Source organism: Candidatus Saccharimonadales bacterium, from assembly GCA_035758565.1.
Lineage (GTDB): Bacteria > Patescibacteriota > Saccharimonadia > Saccharimonadales > UBA10212 > DASTXL01.
This window is the reverse complement of the sequence record DASTXL010000002.1, coordinates 99,523-117,219: the sequence shown is the minus strand read 5'-3', so window position 1 is coordinate 117,219 and position 17,697 is coordinate 99,523. Positions and strand designations below refer to the sequence as shown.

Annotated in this window: 19 protein-coding genes; 16 read left to right on the top strand and 3 right to left on the bottom strand. The window is 47.5% G+C overall.

Annotated elements, in window-relative coordinates:
- Positions 1-63: 63 nt before the first annotated feature.
- From dnaG to VFT49_03085, 9 genes are all read left to right on the top strand, one after another.
- On the top strand, positions 64-1,806 hold the full coding sequence (gene dnaG, locus VFT49_03125; protein ID HEU5005051.1) for a DNA primase: 1,743 nt from the start codon (positions 64-66) through the stop codon (positions 1,804-1,806).
- Positions 1,807-1,865: 59 nt separating this feature from the next.
- A complete protein-coding gene (rpoD, locus tag VFT49_03120; GenBank protein HEU5005050.1) occupies positions 1,866-3,005 on the top strand; it encodes an RNA polymerase sigma factor RpoD in 1,140 nt (379 codons plus the stop codon).
- A 43-nt stretch (positions 3,006-3,048) separates the two neighbouring features.
- Positions 3,049-4,206 (top strand): sigma-70 family RNA polymerase sigma factor, encoded by a 1,158-nt coding sequence (locus tag VFT49_03115; protein ID HEU5005049.1) that lies wholly within the window; start codon positions 3,049-3,051, stop codon positions 4,204-4,206.
- Positions 4,199-4,774: an AAA family ATPase gene (locus VFT49_03110; GenBank protein HEU5005048.1), complete on the top strand. Its 576-nt coding sequence runs from the start codon at positions 4,199-4,201 to the stop codon at positions 4,772-4,774. Before VFT49_03115 ends, VFT49_03110 begins: the two co-directional genes overlap by 8 nt.
- A 7-nt stretch (positions 4,775-4,781) precedes the next feature.
- Positions 4,782-5,339, top strand: coding sequence for a hypothetical protein (locus VFT49_03105; GenBank protein HEU5005047.1), 558 nt, complete (start codon positions 4,782-4,784; stop codon positions 5,337-5,339).
- Between the two features lie 142 nt (positions 5,340-5,481).
- Positions 5,482-8,151: a DNA polymerase I gene (gene polA, locus VFT49_03100; protein HEU5005046.1), complete on the top strand. Its 2,670-nt coding sequence runs from the start codon at positions 5,482-5,484 to the stop codon at positions 8,149-8,151.
- Positions 8,148-8,684: a GrpB family protein gene (locus VFT49_03095; GenBank protein HEU5005045.1), complete on the top strand. Its 537-nt coding sequence runs from the start codon at positions 8,148-8,150 to the stop codon at positions 8,682-8,684. The genes polA and VFT49_03095 overlap by 4 nt, the downstream gene beginning before the upstream one ends.
- Before the next feature lie 4 nt (positions 8,685-8,688).
- The gene (locus VFT49_03090) at positions 8,689-9,120 is read left to right on the top strand and encodes an NUDIX domain-containing protein (protein HEU5005044.1); all 432 of its coding nucleotides are present in this window, start codon (positions 8,689-8,691) and stop codon (positions 9,118-9,120) included.
- Positions 9,113-9,745: a class I SAM-dependent methyltransferase gene (locus VFT49_03085; GenBank protein ID HEU5005043.1), complete on the top strand. Its 633-nt coding sequence runs from the start codon at positions 9,113-9,115 to the stop codon at positions 9,743-9,745. The genes VFT49_03090 and VFT49_03085 overlap by 8 nt, the downstream gene beginning before the upstream one ends.
- Before the next feature lie 3 nt (positions 9,746-9,748).
- On the opposite strand, the gene VFT49_03080 is transcribed toward VFT49_03085, so the two are convergent.
- Positions 9,749-9,988, bottom strand: coding sequence for a hypothetical protein (locus tag VFT49_03080; GenBank protein HEU5005042.1), 240 nt, complete (start codon positions 9,986-9,988; stop codon positions 9,749-9,751).
- A gap of 53 nt (positions 9,989-10,041) precedes the next feature.
- On the opposite strand from VFT49_03080, the gene VFT49_03075 reads away from it, so the two are divergent.
- From VFT49_03075 to VFT49_03065, 3 genes are all read left to right on the top strand, one after another.
- Positions 10,042-10,899, top strand: a complete 858-nt coding sequence (locus VFT49_03075; protein ID HEU5005041.1) for a hypothetical protein — start codon at positions 10,042-10,044, stop codon at positions 10,897-10,899.
- A gap of 60 nt (positions 10,900-10,959) precedes the next feature.
- On the top strand, positions 10,960-11,757 hold the full coding sequence (locus tag VFT49_03070; GenBank protein ID HEU5005040.1) for a hypothetical protein: 798 nt from the start codon (positions 10,960-10,962) through the stop codon (positions 11,755-11,757).
- 137 nt (positions 11,758-11,894) lie between these two features.
- On the top strand, positions 11,895-12,929 hold the full coding sequence (locus tag VFT49_03065; protein HEU5005039.1) for a DNA-formamidopyrimidine glycosylase family protein: 1,035 nt from the start codon (positions 11,895-11,897) through the stop codon (positions 12,927-12,929).
- On the opposite strand, the gene VFT49_03060 is transcribed toward VFT49_03065, so the two are convergent.
- A complete protein-coding gene (locus tag VFT49_03060) occupies positions 12,930-13,421 on the bottom strand; it encodes a hypothetical protein (GenBank protein HEU5005038.1) in 492 nt (163 codons plus the stop codon).
- 28 nt (positions 13,422-13,449) lie between these two features.
- Between VFT49_03060 and holA the strand changes: the two genes are divergently transcribed.
- Positions 13,450-14,364 carry a DNA polymerase III subunit delta gene (gene holA / locus VFT49_03055; GenBank protein HEU5005037.1) on the top strand — a complete coding sequence of 305 codons (915 nt, stop codon included), beginning with the start codon at positions 13,450-13,452 and terminating at the stop codon, positions 14,362-14,364.
- On the opposite strand, the gene rpsT is transcribed toward holA, so the two are convergent.
- Complete coding sequence (gene rpsT / locus VFT49_03050) at positions 14,357-14,698, bottom strand: 30S ribosomal protein S20 (protein ID HEU5005036.1); 342 nt, start codon at positions 14,696-14,698, stop codon at positions 14,357-14,359. The two genes, holA and rpsT, sit on opposite strands and share 8 nt — an antisense overlap.
- A 225-nt stretch (positions 14,699-14,923) precedes the next feature.
- On the opposite strand from rpsT, the gene VFT49_03045 reads away from it, so the two are divergent.
- From VFT49_03045 to rpsO, 3 genes are read left to right on the top strand one after another with little or no spacing between them, the layout of a single operon-like run.
- A complete protein-coding gene (locus VFT49_03045) occupies positions 14,924-16,567 on the top strand; it encodes a hypothetical protein (GenBank protein HEU5005035.1) in 1,644 nt (547 codons plus the stop codon).
- A 32-nt stretch (positions 16,568-16,599) separates the two neighbouring features.
- Entirely contained in the window at positions 16,600-17,292 is a 693-nt protein-coding gene (gene truB / locus VFT49_03040) for a tRNA pseudouridine(55) synthase TruB (GenBank protein ID HEU5005034.1), read from the top strand.
- Between the two features lie 21 nt (positions 17,293-17,313).
- Positions 17,314-17,580, top strand: coding sequence for a 30S ribosomal protein S15 (gene rpsO / locus VFT49_03035; protein HEU5005033.1), 267 nt, complete (start codon positions 17,314-17,316; stop codon positions 17,578-17,580).
- The last annotated feature ends 117 nt before the right edge of the window (positions 17,581-17,697 follow it).

Here is a 17,697-nt window from a genome sequence, read left to right as displayed (position 1 = left end):
TCAAATATAGCAGACAAAGCCGCTTTGACTGTGAACAAACATACAATACGTTACTATTAGAGTATGGATGCAGCTTCAGAGGTGAAATCCCGATTAAGTATTGAGGACGTAATTAGCGAATACGTCCAGCTTCGCAGAGCCGGCCGCAACTTTAAAGGTTTGAGTCCGTTCACTAACGAGAAAACTCCGAGCTTTATTGTTAGTCCCGAAAAGCAAATCTGGCACGATTTTTCTAGCGGCAAAGGCGGCGACATGTTCAGCTTTGTTATGGATGTTGAAGGCCTAGACTTTAAAGGCGCTCTCGAGATGTTAGCTCGCAAAGCCGGCGTTGATTTAGACCAGTACAAGACCGCCGGCAGTTCTAGTAATAGCAAGCTTAAGAGCCGGACTCTCGAGGTTCTGGAGCTAGCGGCTAAGTTTTATCAAAAGCAGCTAACGGTTAATAAGCCAGCCCTTGATTACTTGATTAATAAACGCAAATTTTCCAGAGACACCATACTTGCTTGGCGGCTGGGCTATGCGCCCAGCACTGGTGTGGCCTTAGTTAATTTTTTAACTAAGAGTGGTTTTACGACCGATGAAATGCAGCGGGCTGGGCTAATAAGTATGCGTAGGGCCGGTGCCGCCCGTGACATGTTCCGGGGTAGGATAATGGTGCCGTTGGCCGACCAAGCTGGGCAGATTGTCGGCTTTACCGCCCGACAGCTTGCCGATGAGCCAAATTCACCCAAATATATCAACACACCGGCCACGATCGTTTACGATAAGAGCCGCCAGATATTTGGGCTGCACCTGGCCAAAGAAGCCATTCGAAAGCAAAGCTTTGTTGTAGTTGTCGAGGGCAACCTGGACGTTATTAGCTCTTGGCAAGCTGGCTTTAAAAACGTAGTAGCCAGCGCTGGTACAGCTATGACCGAGCAGCACTTGCGGGCGCTTAAGCGTTTCACAGGCGATATTCGCCTGAGCTTTGACAGCGACCGCGCCGGTATTGCCGCTACCGAACGGGTTATCCCGTTAGCTCAAAAAGCCGAAGTCAATTTGCGCATCATAAGCATTGATGGAGCGAAAGACCCCGACGAACTTGTGCAGCAAAATCCCAAGGCCTGGGAGCGGGCTATTGAACAAAGTATTTATGCGCCAGATTGGCTCATTGAACGCTACTTAACAGAGGTAGATGTAAAAACTGCCGCCGGAAAGAGGCTGTTTACCGACACGCTGATAGCCACCATCCGCCGACTCAAAGATCCCGTTGAGAAGGAGCATTACTTAAAGAAAATTGCCGAACTCACCGACACCAGCTTTGATGCCGTAAAAGCTAAGTTTATTGGCCAGTCAACACAGCCGCAGCTATTTAAAAAATCCAAATACCAACCCGGCAAAATTGACGTTGTGGCTTTTGAGCACCAGCGCTTGCAGGACCATTTATTGGCTATGCTGTTGGCGGTGCCGAATTTGCGGAGCTTGCTGAGCGACTTGCCTAAAGATGTATTTACCGAGGGTCCGCAGCAAGAAACTTATGATTTTTTGAAGTCCAACCCTGACTTTAAAGGAGACACCAAGATAGCCGCACAATTGCAGCCAGTGGCTGATTATGTTAAAATTATAATGTTACAGTTTGAGGAAATTTATAGCAGTGTGCCGCCAGAGGACTTAGCGTCTCAGGCTGAGCGCCTCAAACACCGGTTAATAGACCGTTACGTCAAAATAGAAAAAGAAAAATTAGCCGAAAAAATGCGAGCTGCCGACGAGGCAGAAATTGAAGCTTTAGTCAAAAAAGCAGATGAGCTTAACAGTTTAATTAAATAACGCTATGCTGTAATCAAAGAAAAGAGCAGCTTAAGCGTTGCTTTAGGTAGGGAGGGGATATGCCCAGAAAGAAAGCTGAAGACAAGAAGGCCGCGCCCAAGCGGACCAACAAAACTTATGATAAAGAAATTACCCAGTTGCTCGAGCAGGGTAAGAAAGACGGTAAACTCGATCAGCGCGATATTTTCGCATTGATTCCAGACGCTCCGGCAAATATCGATGTGCTGGAACGCCTATATGCCGAAATGACCGAAAACGACATCGAACTGCTGCCGGCTACCGAACCTGACGCCGTAGAACTGAGCGATTGGGAAGAAGAGGAAGCCGAAGAAGAACTTCTAAAAGAGGACAACTCTTATATAGACGATATTGCCGATGACAGCGTGCGTCTTTACTTGCGCGAAATCGGTAAAATCCCGCTTTTGTCCGCCGAAGAAGAGTTGGCGCTGGCTAAAAGGGTCGTGTCCGGCGACAAACGGGCCAAAGACCAAATGGCCGAAGCCAACATGCGTTTGGTAGTCTCTATTGCTAAGCGTTATGTAGGCCGTGGCTTAGACCTGCTTGATTTAATCCAAGAAGGCAACACTGGTTTGTTGCGCGCAGTAGAAAAATTCGATCCAGAACGCGGTTTCAAATTTTCTACTTATGCAACTTGGTGGATTCGCCAAGCTATCACCCGGGCCATTGCCGACCAGGCCCGCACCATCCGTATTCCGGTGCACATGGTCGAAACTATCAATAAGCTGCTGCGCACCCAGCGCCGCCTGACTCAGGAGTTAAACCGCGAACCGACCAACGAAGAAATTGCCGTTGCTATGGAGATGGATGTCGACAAGGTCGAGCACATCATGAAAATTAAACAAGATATCAGTTCGCTCGATGCTTCGGTCCGCGACGACGAAGAAGATAGCGTTTTGGGCGATTTTATCGAGGACGAAGACCAAAAAAGTCCTACCGAGTCTGCCAGCGAACAGCTGCTCAAAGAACAAGTTCGTCAAATCTTAGGCACACTAACCGAGCGCGAACAAAAGATCTTAAAGCTACGTTTTGGCCTAGAGGACGGCAAAAGCCACACTCTAGAAGAAGTCGGTCAGGAGTTCAGCGTTACCCGCGAGCGCATCCGTCAGATCGAAGCCAAAGCCCTGGCTAAACTGCGCAAGAACAAAGAAACCCGCCGTCTGCACGAATACCTGCAGTAAATGCTCATGGTTAGCTGCAAAAGCTGTAGTATAGTGAGCCTAAATGGAATTCGGGCCAAGTTTTAATACTAGTATTGCTCCGGAAGAAGACGGACCTGCCGCCTACTATTCGCAGCCACACCTAGAAGTGGTAGGTGGCGGTTATGAATCAGGAATCGACAATTATGCGGATCTTTTAAGTCAGCCAGAGATAAGCTCTTTACTCGAGTCGGCCCAGAACCACGGCCTTATTGATCTAGAATCAATTACCAGTGCCTGTGACGGCTTAGGTTTAGAGGATCACGATGTTAGCCGGGTGATTCACATGATCGAACAATCGGGGGTGACTATCAACGGCGACCACGAGGGTGAGGAGCAGGAAATTGATGAGCTGATTAGGAGCGGCTCGCTGGATAGTTTACAGCTTTTCTTAAGAGAGGTAGGTAAACACCCTTTACTGACTGCGGATCAAGAGGTGACTCTGGCCAAAAGAATTGAGAGAGGCGATGCGGCGGCCAAGGAAAAAATGGTAGAGAGTAACCTGCGCTTAGTGGTTTCTATTGCCAAGCGTTATCGAAACCAAGGCCTGCCCTTTTTGGATTTAATTCAAGAGGGATGCATCGGGTTAAATCGAGCCACTGAAAAGTTCGACTGGCGCAAAGGTTTCAAATTCTCTACTTACGCTACCTGGTGGATTCGCCAAGCTGTAGCCCGGGCCCTGGCCGACAAGGCCCGCACCATCCGTATTCCGGTGCACATGGTTGAAAAACTCAACAAAGTTGTGAAAGCCGAACGCGACTTGGTTGTGGAGCTAGGGCGCGAACCGACTAACGAAGAAATTGCCGACAAAGCCGTTCTGTCGGTTCAGGATGTCGAGGAAGTTAAGTCTCTGGTAAGAGCTTCTGTATCTTTGAACATGACCGTTGGCGAAGAAGACGATGCTGAGCTTGGCGACATGATAGAAAACGATTCCGAACCCCCTGTCGAAGAAACCGTTCACGAGGATATTCGCCGTGAGCGTATCCGCGAACTCGTAGACAGCTTGCCCTATATGGAAAGAAAAGTTATATCAGCCCGCTACGGGTTTGAGGGCGAGCCTCAAACTTTGGACGAAATCGGAAGAAGCTGGGGAATGGCCAGAGAAAGAATTCGAAAAATAGAAAGAGATGCCCTGAATCATCTAGAGGGTATGCAAGAAGCACAAGAGCTCAAGGATGCGTAAGCCGCTCCAGTTAATTGGTATTTCTGGTACAAACGGCTCTGGCAAAGATACTCTGGGTCAAATTCTCGCCGAAGATTATGACTGGCTGTTTGTTTCTGTGTCGGATTTGCTGCGTGACGAAGCCAGGCGTCGGAATTTGCCAATCGAGCGCCAGAATTTAAGGAAAATTAGCGCCGAGTGGCGCCGGGAATTTGGCCTAGGAATCCTCATGGATAAAGCGGTTGAAGTTTTTAAAGCAACAGACGGCAAATACGCTGGCTTGGTTATCTCTAATCTTAGAAACGCCGGCGAAGCCGATGAAATCCACCAATTGGGCGGCAAAGTAGTTTGGGTTGATGCCGATCCTAAACTGCGTTACCAGCGCGTTTCTTCTAGGTCGCGCAGCGCCGAAGACCAAAAAACGTTTGATCAATTCCTGAAAGAAGAAGAGGACGAAATGCACGAAGGCGGCGATGCGGCTACCTTGAGTATGTCGGCTGTCAAAGCCAAGTCTGATATTTTTTTAACCAACAACGACAATGATTTAGAGGGTTTTAAATTACAGATTAAATCAACTCTGAACTTATAATTTAAATATGGCAGAAGATTTGCCCACACCAATTGACGGCGAAGTGCAAAGTCAACTCGAGCGGCTTAGGCAGCAGCAAACTGCTAACGAGAGAGATATCTGGACGCTCGAGGACCAAACTAAACTCGAACAAGAACTGGCTCAAATCACTCCCAATCCTCTATACGTTAACGAAGATTTTCCTGATATAGAAGTTGCGCTTGGTGGTGGCCAAAAAACTATGGTTCACGACGTCAATAATTTTCCAATGATCTTAGCGGCTATAGATACTCTGCGCCGTGGAGAAGTTCCAGAGGATGTGTTTAGCCGAATGTTCGCTCACCTGGCGTCGGAGCGTAAGTATGTGGAGATATTTGAAACTTTAGAGGCAAGGTTCCCGGCGGGCTATAAAAGAATTAGACTTTTGGAAGCCGCTCGCATGAAAAAAGATTCCGCAGAACTTCAAAAGACCAAGGAGGAATTAGACGAAGAGCGGTATCAAAGATCTCAAATTTACACAGCCGCCGCCGATATTGCCCGAGAACTAGACCCGAACTATAATCTGGCTCTATTAACGCGCACTTAAATCATAAGCAATCGCGTGCTTATATCCGAAGGTATATAATCTAGCCTAATGGCGGAGACCCCGGCACTAAAAACTTGAGACTTCATAATCTGATTACAAACTACTCCGCTCAGGTTTTAGTGCGGGGCAAGGGCGAGGTAATATGGCGCAAAGAAAAAAGCTAGCAATTATTGACGGTAAAAGCGTGTTTTACCGTGGTTATTACGCCATGCCGAATTTATCTACCAAAGAGGGTATTCCGACCGGCGGTGTATTCGGTTTTGTGACCATGGCGCTAGAGCTTATCAAGAAACTCCGGCCGGATTATGTCTGTGTTGCCTGGGACAAACCAAAAACCAATATCCGAAAACGCCTGGAAATCTATCCGGACTACAAGGCCGGGCGCAAGCCGGCGCCGCCCGACTTTTATACGCAGATTCCAATCCTCCACGACGTGCTGGCCGCGCTCGGCTGGCCGCTTTACGAACTCGATGATTACGAGGCCGACGACATCATGGGCACGCTGGCCGCCCAGGCCAAGACCAAAAATATCGAAACCATGCTTATAACATCCGATCTCGACGCGCTGCAACTGATTAACGGCCACGTGAACGTTTATGCCTTGAAGCGCGGTTTTTCCAATATAGAAGAATTCCATCCCGAAAGTTTCGAAGCTAAATACGGGCTAAAGCCCGAACAATTCCTGGACTTAAAGGCGCTAAAAGGCGATAGTTCCGATAATATCCCCGGCGTGCCGGGCGTTGGCGAAAAAACGGCCATCCAACTGCTGCAGGAATACAAGACTCTCGACGGCGTCTACAAACATCTGCCGGATATTAAGGAGTCATTGCGCAAGAAACTTGAAGCCGGCAAGGATTCGGCCTATATGAGCAAGACAGTGGCAGCCATTTGGTGCGACGCGCCGATGAAGTTGAATCTTAGCGAGATGGACGGTACGAAAATCGACACCGCCAAACTGCGCAACCTGCTGGAAGACCTGGAGTTTCGGAGCTTGCTGCGTAATTTGCCAGACAATATGCAGGATACAAAAAAGGCCGATAATACTGGTGCCAAGCTGGATTTGCCCAAGAATCTAATTATCAATAAGGACGAAAAACTGGCTAGTTTAAAGCTGAATAATTCAGAGCCGATCTTCGTTTATTCTCGGGCCGCCGGGCCGCATGGCAGCCAGCCTAGGGTGCTAATTGTCGGCGATAATAATTCCGCCTATACGCTTGATTTACCGAGGCTAGACAAAGCTAAGGTTGCCTCCGTGTTGAAAGATTTGTTCGGCAAGGCTGACAAAGGCATCGTTGGCTACGACACTAAAAGCACACTAAAATTGCTCGCTCATCTCGGCGTTGAATTTCCACCAGTTTGCCATGATATTTTGGTCGGAGCCTTTCTAATTAACCCGCTAGTTCGCTCACAAAGTTTGAATGATCTCGCTACCGCCGAAATGGCTTACAATTTGCCGAGTTTTGACGACGTGCCGACAGAAGAGCTTATCGAACGGGCCAACGAGTTTATTGCTGTAATGCGCGCGCTTTACCATGGCCAAGTTGAAGCGCTCGAGCAAGTGCCTAAACTCTATGATTTAGCCCAAAATATCGAATGGCCACTAACGCCGGTGCTGGCCGACATGGAACTGACCGGCATCAAACTGAATACCAAATATCTTAAAAAGTTCTCCGCTCGTCTCGAAGGCAGCATTAGTGACCTGGAACAGCAGATTTATGGCTACGCCGATCAGGAGTTTAATATCAGCAGTCCGAGTCAGCTGGCCGACATCTTATTCGAAAAATTAAACTTGCCGAAGCAGGGAATTAAAAAGGGTAAGACAGGATTCTCGACTGCTGCTAGCGAGCTAGCCAAACTGCGGGGAATGCACCCGATCATTGATTTAATTGGCCAGTACCGTGAGGTCACCAAATTAAAGAATACGTATGTTGATACTTTGCCGAAGCAAGTCGACGAGCGCAGTCGCTTACACACAACTTTTAACCTGACAATTGCGCCGACTGGCAGGCTGTCTAGCGCCGATCCGAACTTGCAAAACATTCCGGTCAAAACGGACTTAGGCAAAAATATTCGCACGGCGTTCGTGGCCAATGAGGGCAATTTGCTGGTCAGCGCCGACTACAGCCAGCAGGAACTGCGTTTAGCGGCCTCGCTGGCCAACGATCAAAACATGATCGACGCCTTTAACAAAGACCGCGACATTCATGCCGAAACAGCCAGCGAACTTTACGGAATTCCGGCGGATAAAGTTACCAAGGCCCAACGCTCCAGCGTTAAAGCCGTAAATTTTGGCATTTTGTACGGTCTAGGCCCACATGCATTATCCGAACAAACCGGCATGAGCTTTGGTGAAGCACGCGACTTTATTAAAAAGTATTTTGAAATCCGACCGAAGCTCAAAGAATACATTGAAAAAACTCGTAAACAGGCAGAAGAGCAGGGTTACGTAGAAACATTGCTGGGCCGACGCCGCCCCACGCCAGATGTAAAATCGAGCAATTTTGTAGTGCGCGAAGCCGCTTACCGCGCGGCGATTAACATGCCTTTGCAGGGTAGCGCTGCCGACATTACCAAAATGGCCATGATTGAGGTTTATAAGAACCTCAACAAGCTGAAAGCTGAAAGCTCAAAGCTGAAAGCCGAGCCAAAAATCTTGCTACAAATTCATGACTCCATACTCCTGGAGTGCGCTAAGGAAGATGCTGAAGAGGTTGGCAAAATGGCCAAAGAAACCATGGAAAACGTCTACACTGACCTGCCGGTGCACCTTAAAACCGATGTTTCCATTGGCAAAAACTGGGGCGAGCTATGAGCTTAGGTGTTCATCGGGAAAAAGTCCGACTCGAACCGCATGATCCAAATTGGGCGCTCGCGTTTGACAAAGAAAAGGATGAACTTCAGAAACTTTTAAAAAATTCTTCTAACATTGAAGAAATCATGCACGTGGGTAGCACCAGCATCCCTGACATTATGGCTAAGCCTCTGTTAGATATCTTGATGGTTGTGAAAGATTTAGATGAAGCCCGCAGCTGGGTGCCAGTTTTGGAGGCTGCGGATTATCACCTAAGGGATGATATGTCAGATCATTTAATGTTCGCCAAAGGACCCGAAGATAACCGAACAGTCCATTTGCATGTTGGCCAAAAAGGGGAAGAATACATCGACGTGACAACCCTATTCAAAGAATATTTATTAAAAAACCCAGCCGCCGCCAAGGATTATGAAAAGTTAAAGATAAAGCTGGCCGCTAAATATCCTAACGACCGAAAATCTTACTCACCGGCAAAAAAAGATTTTATTCAAAATGTTTTAAAAGCCGCCAAAGCTGGTAGAGACTGGAGTTAACTTAATGGAGCGGGATTTGTATTTTGTGGCAGTCAAATTGTTGCTAAGAGATGGCGGTAAGCTGCTAATTACGCATGATGTGTTTGGCGATTGGGATATTCCGGGCGGACGGATTCGAGAAAACGAGTTCGACGCTTCACTAGAATCTGTGATTGAGCGCAAAATCAAAGAAGAACTCGGACCCGAAGTTAAATACAAACTCGGCGAGCCAAAAGTCTTCTTCCGACATGAGCGCAAAGAAATGAAATTGGGCGAAATGGTCCGAATTTTTGCCATTGGCTACGAAGGCAAATACATAAGTGGCGATATAAAACTCGGCGATCATCACGATAAATACGAATGGGTAGATGTAAAGACTTTCCAGCCGGAAGATTATTTCACCGGCGGCTGGCTCAAAGGCATTAAAGAATATTTATCGAGAATAACTCATGACTAAACTTACGCCTCAGGAAGAAATTACAAAACAAAGTTACGATTCTGTTGCCGCTGATTGGGCAGACACTCACAAAACTGTTAAGTTTTGGCAGGATAATTTTGATGAATTTTTCCGGCTATTGCCATCAGGACGTCTTTTAGAAATCGGCTGCGGGTCTGGCCGCGATGCCCGGGAATTAATTGGCCAAGGCTACGACTACGTGGGTACCGATATCTCGGGTCCGCAATTGGAGCAGGCCAGAAAAAATAATCCTGGCGCAGATTTTAAGCAGGTAAGTCTATATGATCTAGACTTTGATAAACCTTTTGATGGTTTTTGGGCGGCGGCGGTATTAATACATGTGCCAAAAAGCCGTATAGACGAAGCTCTAAGCTCGATTACCAAAAATATGAAAGCTAAAGCCATCGGCTTTATTGCCATGAAAGAAGGTGAAGGCGAGGAGCTTCAAACCAAAGATTATCTAAAGAACACGCCATACTTTTTTGCTTTTTGGCAACGGGGAGAGTTCAGAGAGGTTCTGACTCGCCACGGCATGACTACCCTCCACGAAGACTACATTCCTATGAGTCACGGTACAAAATGGTTAACTTATATCGTAAGATTTGACGGTTCGCCAGAAGAATAAGTTTTAGCGGCCGGTTCTAATAACTAAACGTTTTTTAATGCCACACTCTCGGGCAACTTTATCGCGCTCCAGCTGAAGCGTGGCCGCCAGGGCAGAGCTCGGCACGCTTAAAATCACATTATTATCATCGACTTTTATGCGGCCCTCGGTGTTGTATTTGCGCAACAAATAATCCTTGAGCGCTTTGGCTTCGTCCGGCGCCTCAAAATGGTGGTTGGCCATAATATTTTGCAAACTGTCCATGTAAGACAAGGATAACATTTTACGGATAAGAATTATCGTTATAGAGTTAGCCTATGAGTTATCAAGAGAGGTTAAGGCCGCAAGCTTTTAACATGCAAGATGCTTTGCGCGGCCAGCTGCCGACGGTTGACGTAATCGAGCAGAACTTTGCCGATCTAGCGAGCCGCAGCGCCAACCCGCAACAACGGGCAGAGATGCTCATTAGGGCCACTCAGCGCTACGGCCTAGACAGCCTTTCGATTGACCCTATGTCGGAAACTTATGGCTCGGATGTGGTCTCTTCTTTGTTTATCGATGCGGTTGCTTTACTAGCGTATTCTCAGCTTGCCGATCTGGCCATCCCCAGCGAAGAAAGCAAGTTTAAGGGTAGGCGCAAATCTCGTTTTATAGGCCATGTGCTCAAAAAAATAGAATCAAAGAAAAACTTTCTGCAGCATCTCCAAGACTATGTCGGCGCCTTTGAGGGCGCGGGCGACCCTCTGCTGTTGGAAGGCTTAAGAACAGTAATGTATGAAGCCAAGTGTTTATTAGAGGACGACTTAGATATAACTTATAGTCGAATCAACCAAACTAACGGCGAGTTGATAGGTATGCTAGCCGAGCATAAAATTTTGATGGCGTTAAGGGCCAGCGGCTGGGAACTTGCTACCTATGCGTCGGCCGAAGAAGATCTGGCTCAGACTGACATAAAATTGCCGTTTGTCACTAATCGAAGATTAGAGAGCTTAGCCGTTCAGGTTAAGGCTAAAAAGGGCGCGGACCCAGGATTGGACATAGTTCATACCCCTGACGGATTTATCGTACGGGTTCCTATGTCTAGATCGAGTTTGAATTTGCCCTCTGACGAAGCTGGTCAACTAGAGCAGGCTGTCCTAGCTAAGTTAGATATTTTGGCCGGCGTCGCGCTTTAGCTTGCCTATATTTGAAAAATGATGTAAAAATTGTAAAATTAGGCCAAATTTGGATTATTTATGAAAAAGTCAGGCCAATTTGATCCCGGGCTTCCAACCCCTAAACCAGAGGTTTCTGAAACATGGGGTGTTCTTTTGAACAATCTTGGCTATGGCATAAGACCCACCGAAAGAGCGACCAGAGCCGCATCCCTTGCGCGAAAGCTTTTTGAGTACCCAAGTTTTGAGCTTCCAGTAGTGGCCAGAAGTTACGAATCAACCATGACGGACTTTCATAACCGATTTATGGTGGCGGGAGTGTTATACCTCAGCAACTCGGATATATATGAATCTGGTGGCCACAGCGACCACCTAACAGAGTTGAATACGGGTAAGGTTAGCTTTCAATATCTTATGCGCGAATATTGCGAGACCTTTCCGCTCAAAAGCAGCCGCGACACCTACGATATGCTTAAGGCAATTTTGAGCAACGCCAGAACGCTAGTTTCGGGCATTCCACCAAATGAAACTCCGCTACAAAGGGCCGCCAGAGGTGCCAGCGTTAGCCGAATTTTGTCAGGAATAGTGGCCGAATACATCGGTTGCGAAGGGTTTAAAAAGATTGGCTTTCCGCTAACAACATATTCACCGTCTAGACACGACATAGATTTTGCTGAAGATATAATGGTTCGCGCACAAGACGGAGCCACGAGGTCGTTCCAGATCAAAACCAGCCAAACTCCTCTTGAAATTGATCGTCAAAAGCGGCCAACAATTCTTCGAATTCCCTTAGATATTGATGCGCGCAAGCCAGGCTTTGCCTTGCATCCTCACGAAGCCGCGGCCTTCAGAGATGAAGTACTGCAGCAAGCCGCCTAGTATAATAATTAGCGCATGCCGGAGTTACCCGAAGCCTGTCCCGCGCTAAGTCCTGAAATGGAGCAGTCTGTAATCAGATTGCGGAATATCAAGATTTTAGTGCTGGGATTGAAACAGAAGAAGAGGTCAAGGTTATAATGCCTGAATTGCCAGAAGTGGAGACTATCCGCATAGGCTTAAGCCGCCTTTTGCCAGGCTTGAAAATTAAAACTGTCGAGCACGATTGGCCGAAGTCTTTTCCGAATGCGCCAGCCGATGTAGCGCGTTTTTTGGTCGGCGCCGAAGTAGTTGGCGTTAGGCGCAGAGCAAAGGTTTTGATCATCGATCTTTCTAGTCAATACTCTCTGATAATCCACTTAAAAATGACCGGCCAGCTGGTTTTTGTCGGCCAACAAAGGTTTGGAGCCGGGCATCCGAACGCCGACTTAGTGAACGACCTGCCCGCGAAATCTACGCGTGTAATTATTACATTTGAGCCTAGAAAAGCGGAAATAACCGATGGGCTTGAGCCGAGTGCTAGGAAGCGACGAAGCGCGGAGCAAATCGTACAAAAAGTACGAAGCGTGAGCACTGGAGTCGCTGACGAGGCAATCGGCCAAGAGCGTGGGCGGAGTTTTGGGCTTCGCCCAAAAGTAGGCCCACACGGCCCGCAGTTGTTTTTCAACGATCAGCGCAAGTTCGGCTGGATGCGCCTGATGCCGACTATCGAAATCCCAGAAATAGATTTCTTTAAAAAGGTTGGCCCGGAACCGCTAGAAGACGACTTTACGGTTGATATGTTTATTGAGCGTATTATGCGGCGCAAGAACAGCAACATTAAAGCCGTTTTGCTGGATCAAACAGTGCTTGCCGGCGTGGGTAACATTTATGCCGACGAATCGCTGTGGCTGGCCAAAATTCACCCGGCAACCATAGTTAGCCAAATCCCTAAAACCAAGCTCATGGCTCTTTATAACGGATTGCTGCAAGTGCTAAGACTATCTATAGAAAAAGGCGGCAGCACTGATAAAAACTATGTCGATGCCGAAGGCAACAAAGGTAGCTACCTAAGCTTTGCCAATGTGTTTAGAAAAGAAGGCCAGCCGTGTCCGCGCTGCGGCACGATTATCGAAAAAACCCGTGTAGCTGGCCGAGGTACACACTTTTGCCCGCACGACCAAATCTTGCCTTAGTTAACGGCCGGTTGAGCCGTAAGCGCCGTCGCCGCGGTGAGAGCTGTTTAGCTCGTCGGTTTTTATAAGCTCCGCGTCTTCGACCTTCATAATCACTAGCTGGCCAATACGGTCGCCAATTTGATAAGCCGTTTCGACAATATTTTCCGGATTCAAAATTCTGAACATAAACATAATTTCGCCGCGGTAATCAGAATCTATTACTCCTGTAGTGTTAGCCATAATCAGCGGCATTTTAGCAATGCTTGAACGGGCAAAAGCCAGCGCCACACAACCTTCAGGCAACTCTATAAAAATGCCCGTCCTATAGCGCACCAAGTCGAATTGCCTAGCTTCGGTTGGTTCTATATTTTTAAATTCGCCGTTTTCAACTTTAAAAAACTCTCTTTTAATAGCCACAAAATCTAAACCGGCTGCTCCTGGTGTTGCTTTTTTGGGCAGCACTGTACCGCTAGTTAGCTTAGCCGGAATTTTATGTTTGTTCGCTCCCATAATCTCTCCAATGATATCATTTCTAAAGATGATAATTTCTTTGTGCGGGAGCAATAGCTTTGAATTAAGCCGCCGACTCAACCAGTTGGTTGACGACTTTATTGCTGAACACGGCGATTTGGCCGTAGAGCGTATCGACGGCGAAGAAGTTAGCGCCCAAAACGTAATTGACGCTGTGCAAAGTTTACCTTTTTTGGCAGCTAAGAAATTAGTTGTTTTAAGAAACTTCGCCGCCAACAAATTGGCTAGCGAGACCATTGAACAAATTATTGAGTCAGCGGCCGATTCTACTAACCTTGTTTTTTACGAGCCGGCAATTGATAAGCGCTCCAGTTATTATAAAACCTTAAAATCCAAGACGGCACTTGAAGAATTTAATTTGCCAGACAGCCGTAGTTTGGCCAAGTGGCTAGTGGATTATGCCAAAGAACAAGGCGGCTCGATTAGTTTAAGTGACGCTAATTATTTGGTTGGCCGGGTAGGCGACAACCAACAAATTCTAGCTAGAGAAGTAGAAAAATTAGTAACCTACGACCCCGCGATTAGCCGGCAGACAATTGATCTATTGACTGAAAAAACACCTCAAAGCAAAGTTTTTGATTTGCTAGATGCGGCCTTTGGCGGTGATAAAAAGCGGGCGCTGGAACTGTACGACGAACAACGAAGCATGCGCGTAGAACCGCAAGAAATTATGGCCATGTTAGCTTGGCAGTTGCGAATTTTGGCGCTGGCCAAATTAGGACAGCAAAAGTCAGCCGCCGAGATCGCAGCCGATGCCGGTCTTGGCCAGTTTCCGGTGAGCAAAGCTCAGCCGCTGGCCAAAAAAATAACTGTTCACAAACTGCAAGAGCTAGCTTCCGAGGCCGAAAAAATCGACCGGCTAGGAAAATCCAAACCGGTCGATCTCGACGAAGCAATTCGTACTTATATCACCGCTATTTAGCGGCTTTTTTGGCAGCTGGCTTTTTAGCAGCAGCCTTCTTGGCGGCCGGCTTTTTGGCAGTGGTTTTCTTAGCGCCGGCAGCCTTGGCTTTAGCAGACAATGCGGCCTTTTGGCGAGCAGCCTTGTTTTTGTGAATAACGGCCTTTTTGGCAGCCTGGTCAATGGCGCTGACAGCCTTGCGCTCAGCCTCAGAAATTTCGGCCGGGGTACCGCTAGCCAACACCTTAGCAAAAGCTTTCAAAGCCTCACGCATTGAACGCTTAGTTTTTACGTTGCGCAAGTTAGCTTTCTGGGCAACCTTTACGCGTTTTTTCGCTGATTTAATAATAGGCACTTAAACTTAACTCCTTAACGAGTGATTAAACTTGATACAAGCAATGACTATACCTTTAAGGTGTTAATTTGTAAACCCAGCACTTAGCTTCAAATCTTTCATAATAGCCGCTTTAAGCGGCTGTCTTGAAGCTAAGTGCTGGGTAAAGAAAATAGCTTGCTTATGCTTAACTTCGGTGATAATCTGACTACAGAAGATTCTAAAATAAAAACGTAAACTACTTATATGGATCCGGCAGCCGCAAAACAACAGATTGTAGAAAGAGTCCGCCAGGCGACTAATGTTTTAGTAACTGTCAGCACTAACCCCACTGTTGACCAGTTGGCTGCGTGCATTGGTTTGACACTGTTGCTCAACAAAATGCAAAAACACGCCACAGCTGTTTTTTCGGGGCAAGTGCCCTCGACCCTAGAATTTTTACAACCCGAACGAACAATCGAAACAAATACGGACAGTCTACGCGATTTTATAATCAGCCTCGATAAAGAAAAGGCCGACAAGCTGCGTTATAAGGTCGAGGACCAAGTAGTCAAAATCTTTATAACTCCTTATAGAACCAGCCTGACCGAAAAAGACCTAATGTTCGGCCAAGGTGACTTTAATGTCGAGGTGGTTATGGCGCTTGGCATCAAAGACCGTAATCAAATTGACGCTGCTATTTCGGCTCACGGTCGAATTTTGCACGACGCCACGGTTATTTCGTTGAACGCCGGACAGGGCAAGGCGCCGGATGTTGGACAGATTAACTGGCAGGATACTTCGGCCAGCAGCTTGTCCGAAATGCTGGTCAGTATCTCGGAAGCATTTGGCGGGGGCTTGATTGACGGCCAAATAGCTACGGCTTTCTTAACCGGTATCGTTGCCGAGACTGCCAGATTCGGGAACGCCAAGACTTCGCCAAAAGTTATGACAATGAGCGCCCAGTTAATGGCGGCGGGCGCTAACCAGCAGCTCATTGTCAGCAAGCTCGACCAAGCCGCACCGCCTCAAGCTGCTAAACCGGTTGCCGAAAAAACCGAAGAATCAGAAGTAGACGAAGACGGCACCCTGAGCGTCAAACACGATCTTGAGGCCAAACTCAAAGAATCCGAAAGAAAACAAAAAGAAGAAAAAGCCAAAGCCGCCGAATCCGACGAGATCCACATAGACGAACAGGGAAATCTAAAAACAGCCGGCGAACTCATAAAACCTATTGAGAGCGAAAAAAAAGAAGATGACGACGACGATAGCGACAAAGGTCCAAAGTCGCCGCTAGAAGCCGTAACTTCAACAGCCGAAGAGTCTAAAAAATCTGAAGAGAAAGAAGCCGAGCCCGATCCTTCGGAAATGCCCGGTTCGCATACTTTATTAAACCCTGCCACTAAGCATCCGTTCTTAGAAAGTCCATTAACGGCCTCTACTATGCCAGAATGGCAGGATCCTTATGACAGTGTGCCGATTGATCCCCTGAGTGGTGACGGCCCCGGCAAAGAACAGATTTTCGAGCATAAAACCGTTATTAAGCCACTCAGTGAACAGACAGCCGCCAAGGCCGAAAAGACCGAGGATAAACCAGCTGCTCAAGCCCCGGCCACCGATGTTAATGCCGCTCGTAATGCTGTAGAAAGTGCTCTATCGAGCGTGCCATTTGACCCAGCTAATAATCCTGTAGAGAGCTTGGGCGCTACCGAGTTGGCCGAGCCTGCCCACGAACAGCCCGCCGCAAAGCCAGAGCCTAACGGTACGCCTAGTTTGCCGATCCCAGGCTCGACTACGCCAACTCCTACAGATAAAGCAGACAATAAGCCTACCAATTCAACTGCCCCGCCACCAGTACCGCCACCGTTTATGCCGATGAGCACGCCACCTTTTGGTAACCACGCTGGCTAGATAAGAAGTAAATCTTTATACTCTTAGCCATCATGGACGGCTTTTTGTTAGTTAATAAACCTGCTGGAATCTCAAGCTTTGGTGTGGTTGCTCGCGTGCGGCGCGCTTTAAGTGAAGCCGCTGGGTATAAAGTAAAGGTTGGGCATACTGGCACGCTGGATCCGGCCGCCTCCGGCTTAATGGTTTTAGTTATTGGTAAGTATTGCAAACGGGCCAACGAATTTTCTAAGCTCGATAAAACATATGAAGTAGAAGCAGCTCTTGGCGCTACAAGCTCAACAGGAGATATCGAGGGTGAAATAACCAAAAAAAGTACTCAGCGCCCAGATGAAACCGAGGTGCGCATGGTATTGAGCAAATTTGTGGGCAATATTTACCAGACGCCCCCGATTTATTCGGCTATCAAAGTCAACGGCCAGCGGGCCTACAAACTAGCCAGGGTGGGCAAAGAGGTGAAAATTGAGCCGCGTCAAGTCACGATTAATTCCATAGAAAACATTGAATACAAATATCCAAAATTAAGCTTCACCACCTCTGTTAGCAGCGGTACTTACATCCGCAGCTTAGTAGAAGATATCGGCGCAAACTTAGGTACCGGCGCCTATATGTCTGCACTCAAACGAACAAAAATTGCAGACTATAAAATAGACGATGCGCTCGAGATTGAGCCACTGAACGCAGAAATTATTCAAAGGAGTGTTCAGACCTTGCCAAAACACCTTTAATTTGCTAAAATGACCCCAAGAATGATAACTAGTGAGAAGAAAGCCGCGGTCGCGAGTGACCACAAGGCTCACGATAAAGACACCGGTAGCCCTGCTGTGCAGGTAGCTACTTTGACTGCCCGGATTGCCGAACTAACAGATCACATGAAGCGCAATAAGCACGATTTTGCGGCTCGCCGCGCGCTTCTGCAGATGGTTGGTAAGCGCAAGCGTTTGCTTAAATACATTGCCGCTCGTGACGGCGAAGCCTACCTTGCTTTGATTAAAAAGCTCGGCATTCGCCGCTAAAGTGCCCAGACTCTAATCCGCCAGTTGGCGGACAAGCTTGTGCACATTAAGTAACCCCACAAGTTAAAATCTGTGAGGACCAATAAAGTAAGTTTCGCGGCAGAGATTCAGATATAT

Bases quoted from the DNA above. Each gene is read 5' to 3' on its own strand.
- dnaG (HEU5005051.1), top strand. From the start codon at position 64: ATGGATGCAGCTTCAGAGGTGAAATCCCGATTAAGTATTGAGGACGTA.
- rpoD (HEU5005050.1), top strand. From the start codon at position 1,866: ATGCCCAGAAAGAAAGCTGAAGACAAGAAGGCCGCGCCCAAGCGGACC.
- VFT49_03115 (HEU5005049.1), top strand. From the start codon at position 3,049: ATGGAATTCGGGCCAAGTTTTAATACTAGTATTGCTCCGGAAGAAGAC.
- VFT49_03110 (HEU5005048.1), top strand. From the start codon at position 4,199: ATGCGTAAGCCGCTCCAGTTAATTGGTATTTCTGGTACAAACGGCTCT.
- VFT49_03105 (HEU5005047.1), top strand. From the start codon at position 4,782: ATGGCAGAAGATTTGCCCACACCAATTGACGGCGAAGTGCAAAGTCAA.
- polA (HEU5005046.1), top strand. From the start codon at position 5,482: ATGGCGCAAAGAAAAAAGCTAGCAATTATTGACGGTAAAAGCGTGTTT.
- VFT49_03095 (HEU5005045.1), top strand. From the start codon at position 8,148: ATGAGCTTAGGTGTTCATCGGGAAAAAGTCCGACTCGAACCGCATGAT.
- VFT49_03090 (HEU5005044.1), top strand. From the start codon at position 8,689: ATGGAGCGGGATTTGTATTTTGTGGCAGTCAAATTGTTGCTAAGAGAT.
- VFT49_03085 (HEU5005043.1), top strand. From the start codon at position 9,113: ATGACTAAACTTACGCCTCAGGAAGAAATTACAAAACAAAGTTACGAT.
- VFT49_03080 (HEU5005042.1), bottom strand. From the start codon at position 9,988: ATGGACAGTTTGCAAAATATTATGGCCAACCACCATTTTGAGGCGCCG.
- VFT49_03075 (HEU5005041.1), top strand. From the start codon at position 10,042: ATGAGTTATCAAGAGAGGTTAAGGCCGCAAGCTTTTAACATGCAAGAT.
- VFT49_03070 (HEU5005040.1), top strand. From the start codon at position 10,960: ATGAAAAAGTCAGGCCAATTTGATCCCGGGCTTCCAACCCCTAAACCA.
- VFT49_03065 (HEU5005039.1), top strand. From the start codon at position 11,895: ATGCCTGAATTGCCAGAAGTGGAGACTATCCGCATAGGCTTAAGCCGC.
- VFT49_03060 (HEU5005038.1), bottom strand. From the start codon at position 13,421: ATGGGAGCGAACAAACATAAAATTCCGGCTAAGCTAACTAGCGGTACA.
- holA (HEU5005037.1), top strand. From the start codon at position 13,450: ATGATAATTTCTTTGTGCGGGAGCAATAGCTTTGAATTAAGCCGCCGA.
- VFT49_03045 (HEU5005035.1), top strand. From the start codon at position 14,924: ATGGATCCGGCAGCCGCAAAACAACAGATTGTAGAAAGAGTCCGCCAG.
- truB (HEU5005034.1), top strand. From the start codon at position 16,600: ATGGACGGCTTTTTGTTAGTTAATAAACCTGCTGGAATCTCAAGCTTT.
- rpsO (HEU5005033.1), top strand. From the start codon at position 17,314: ATGATAACTAGTGAGAAGAAAGCCGCGGTCGCGAGTGACCACAAGGCT.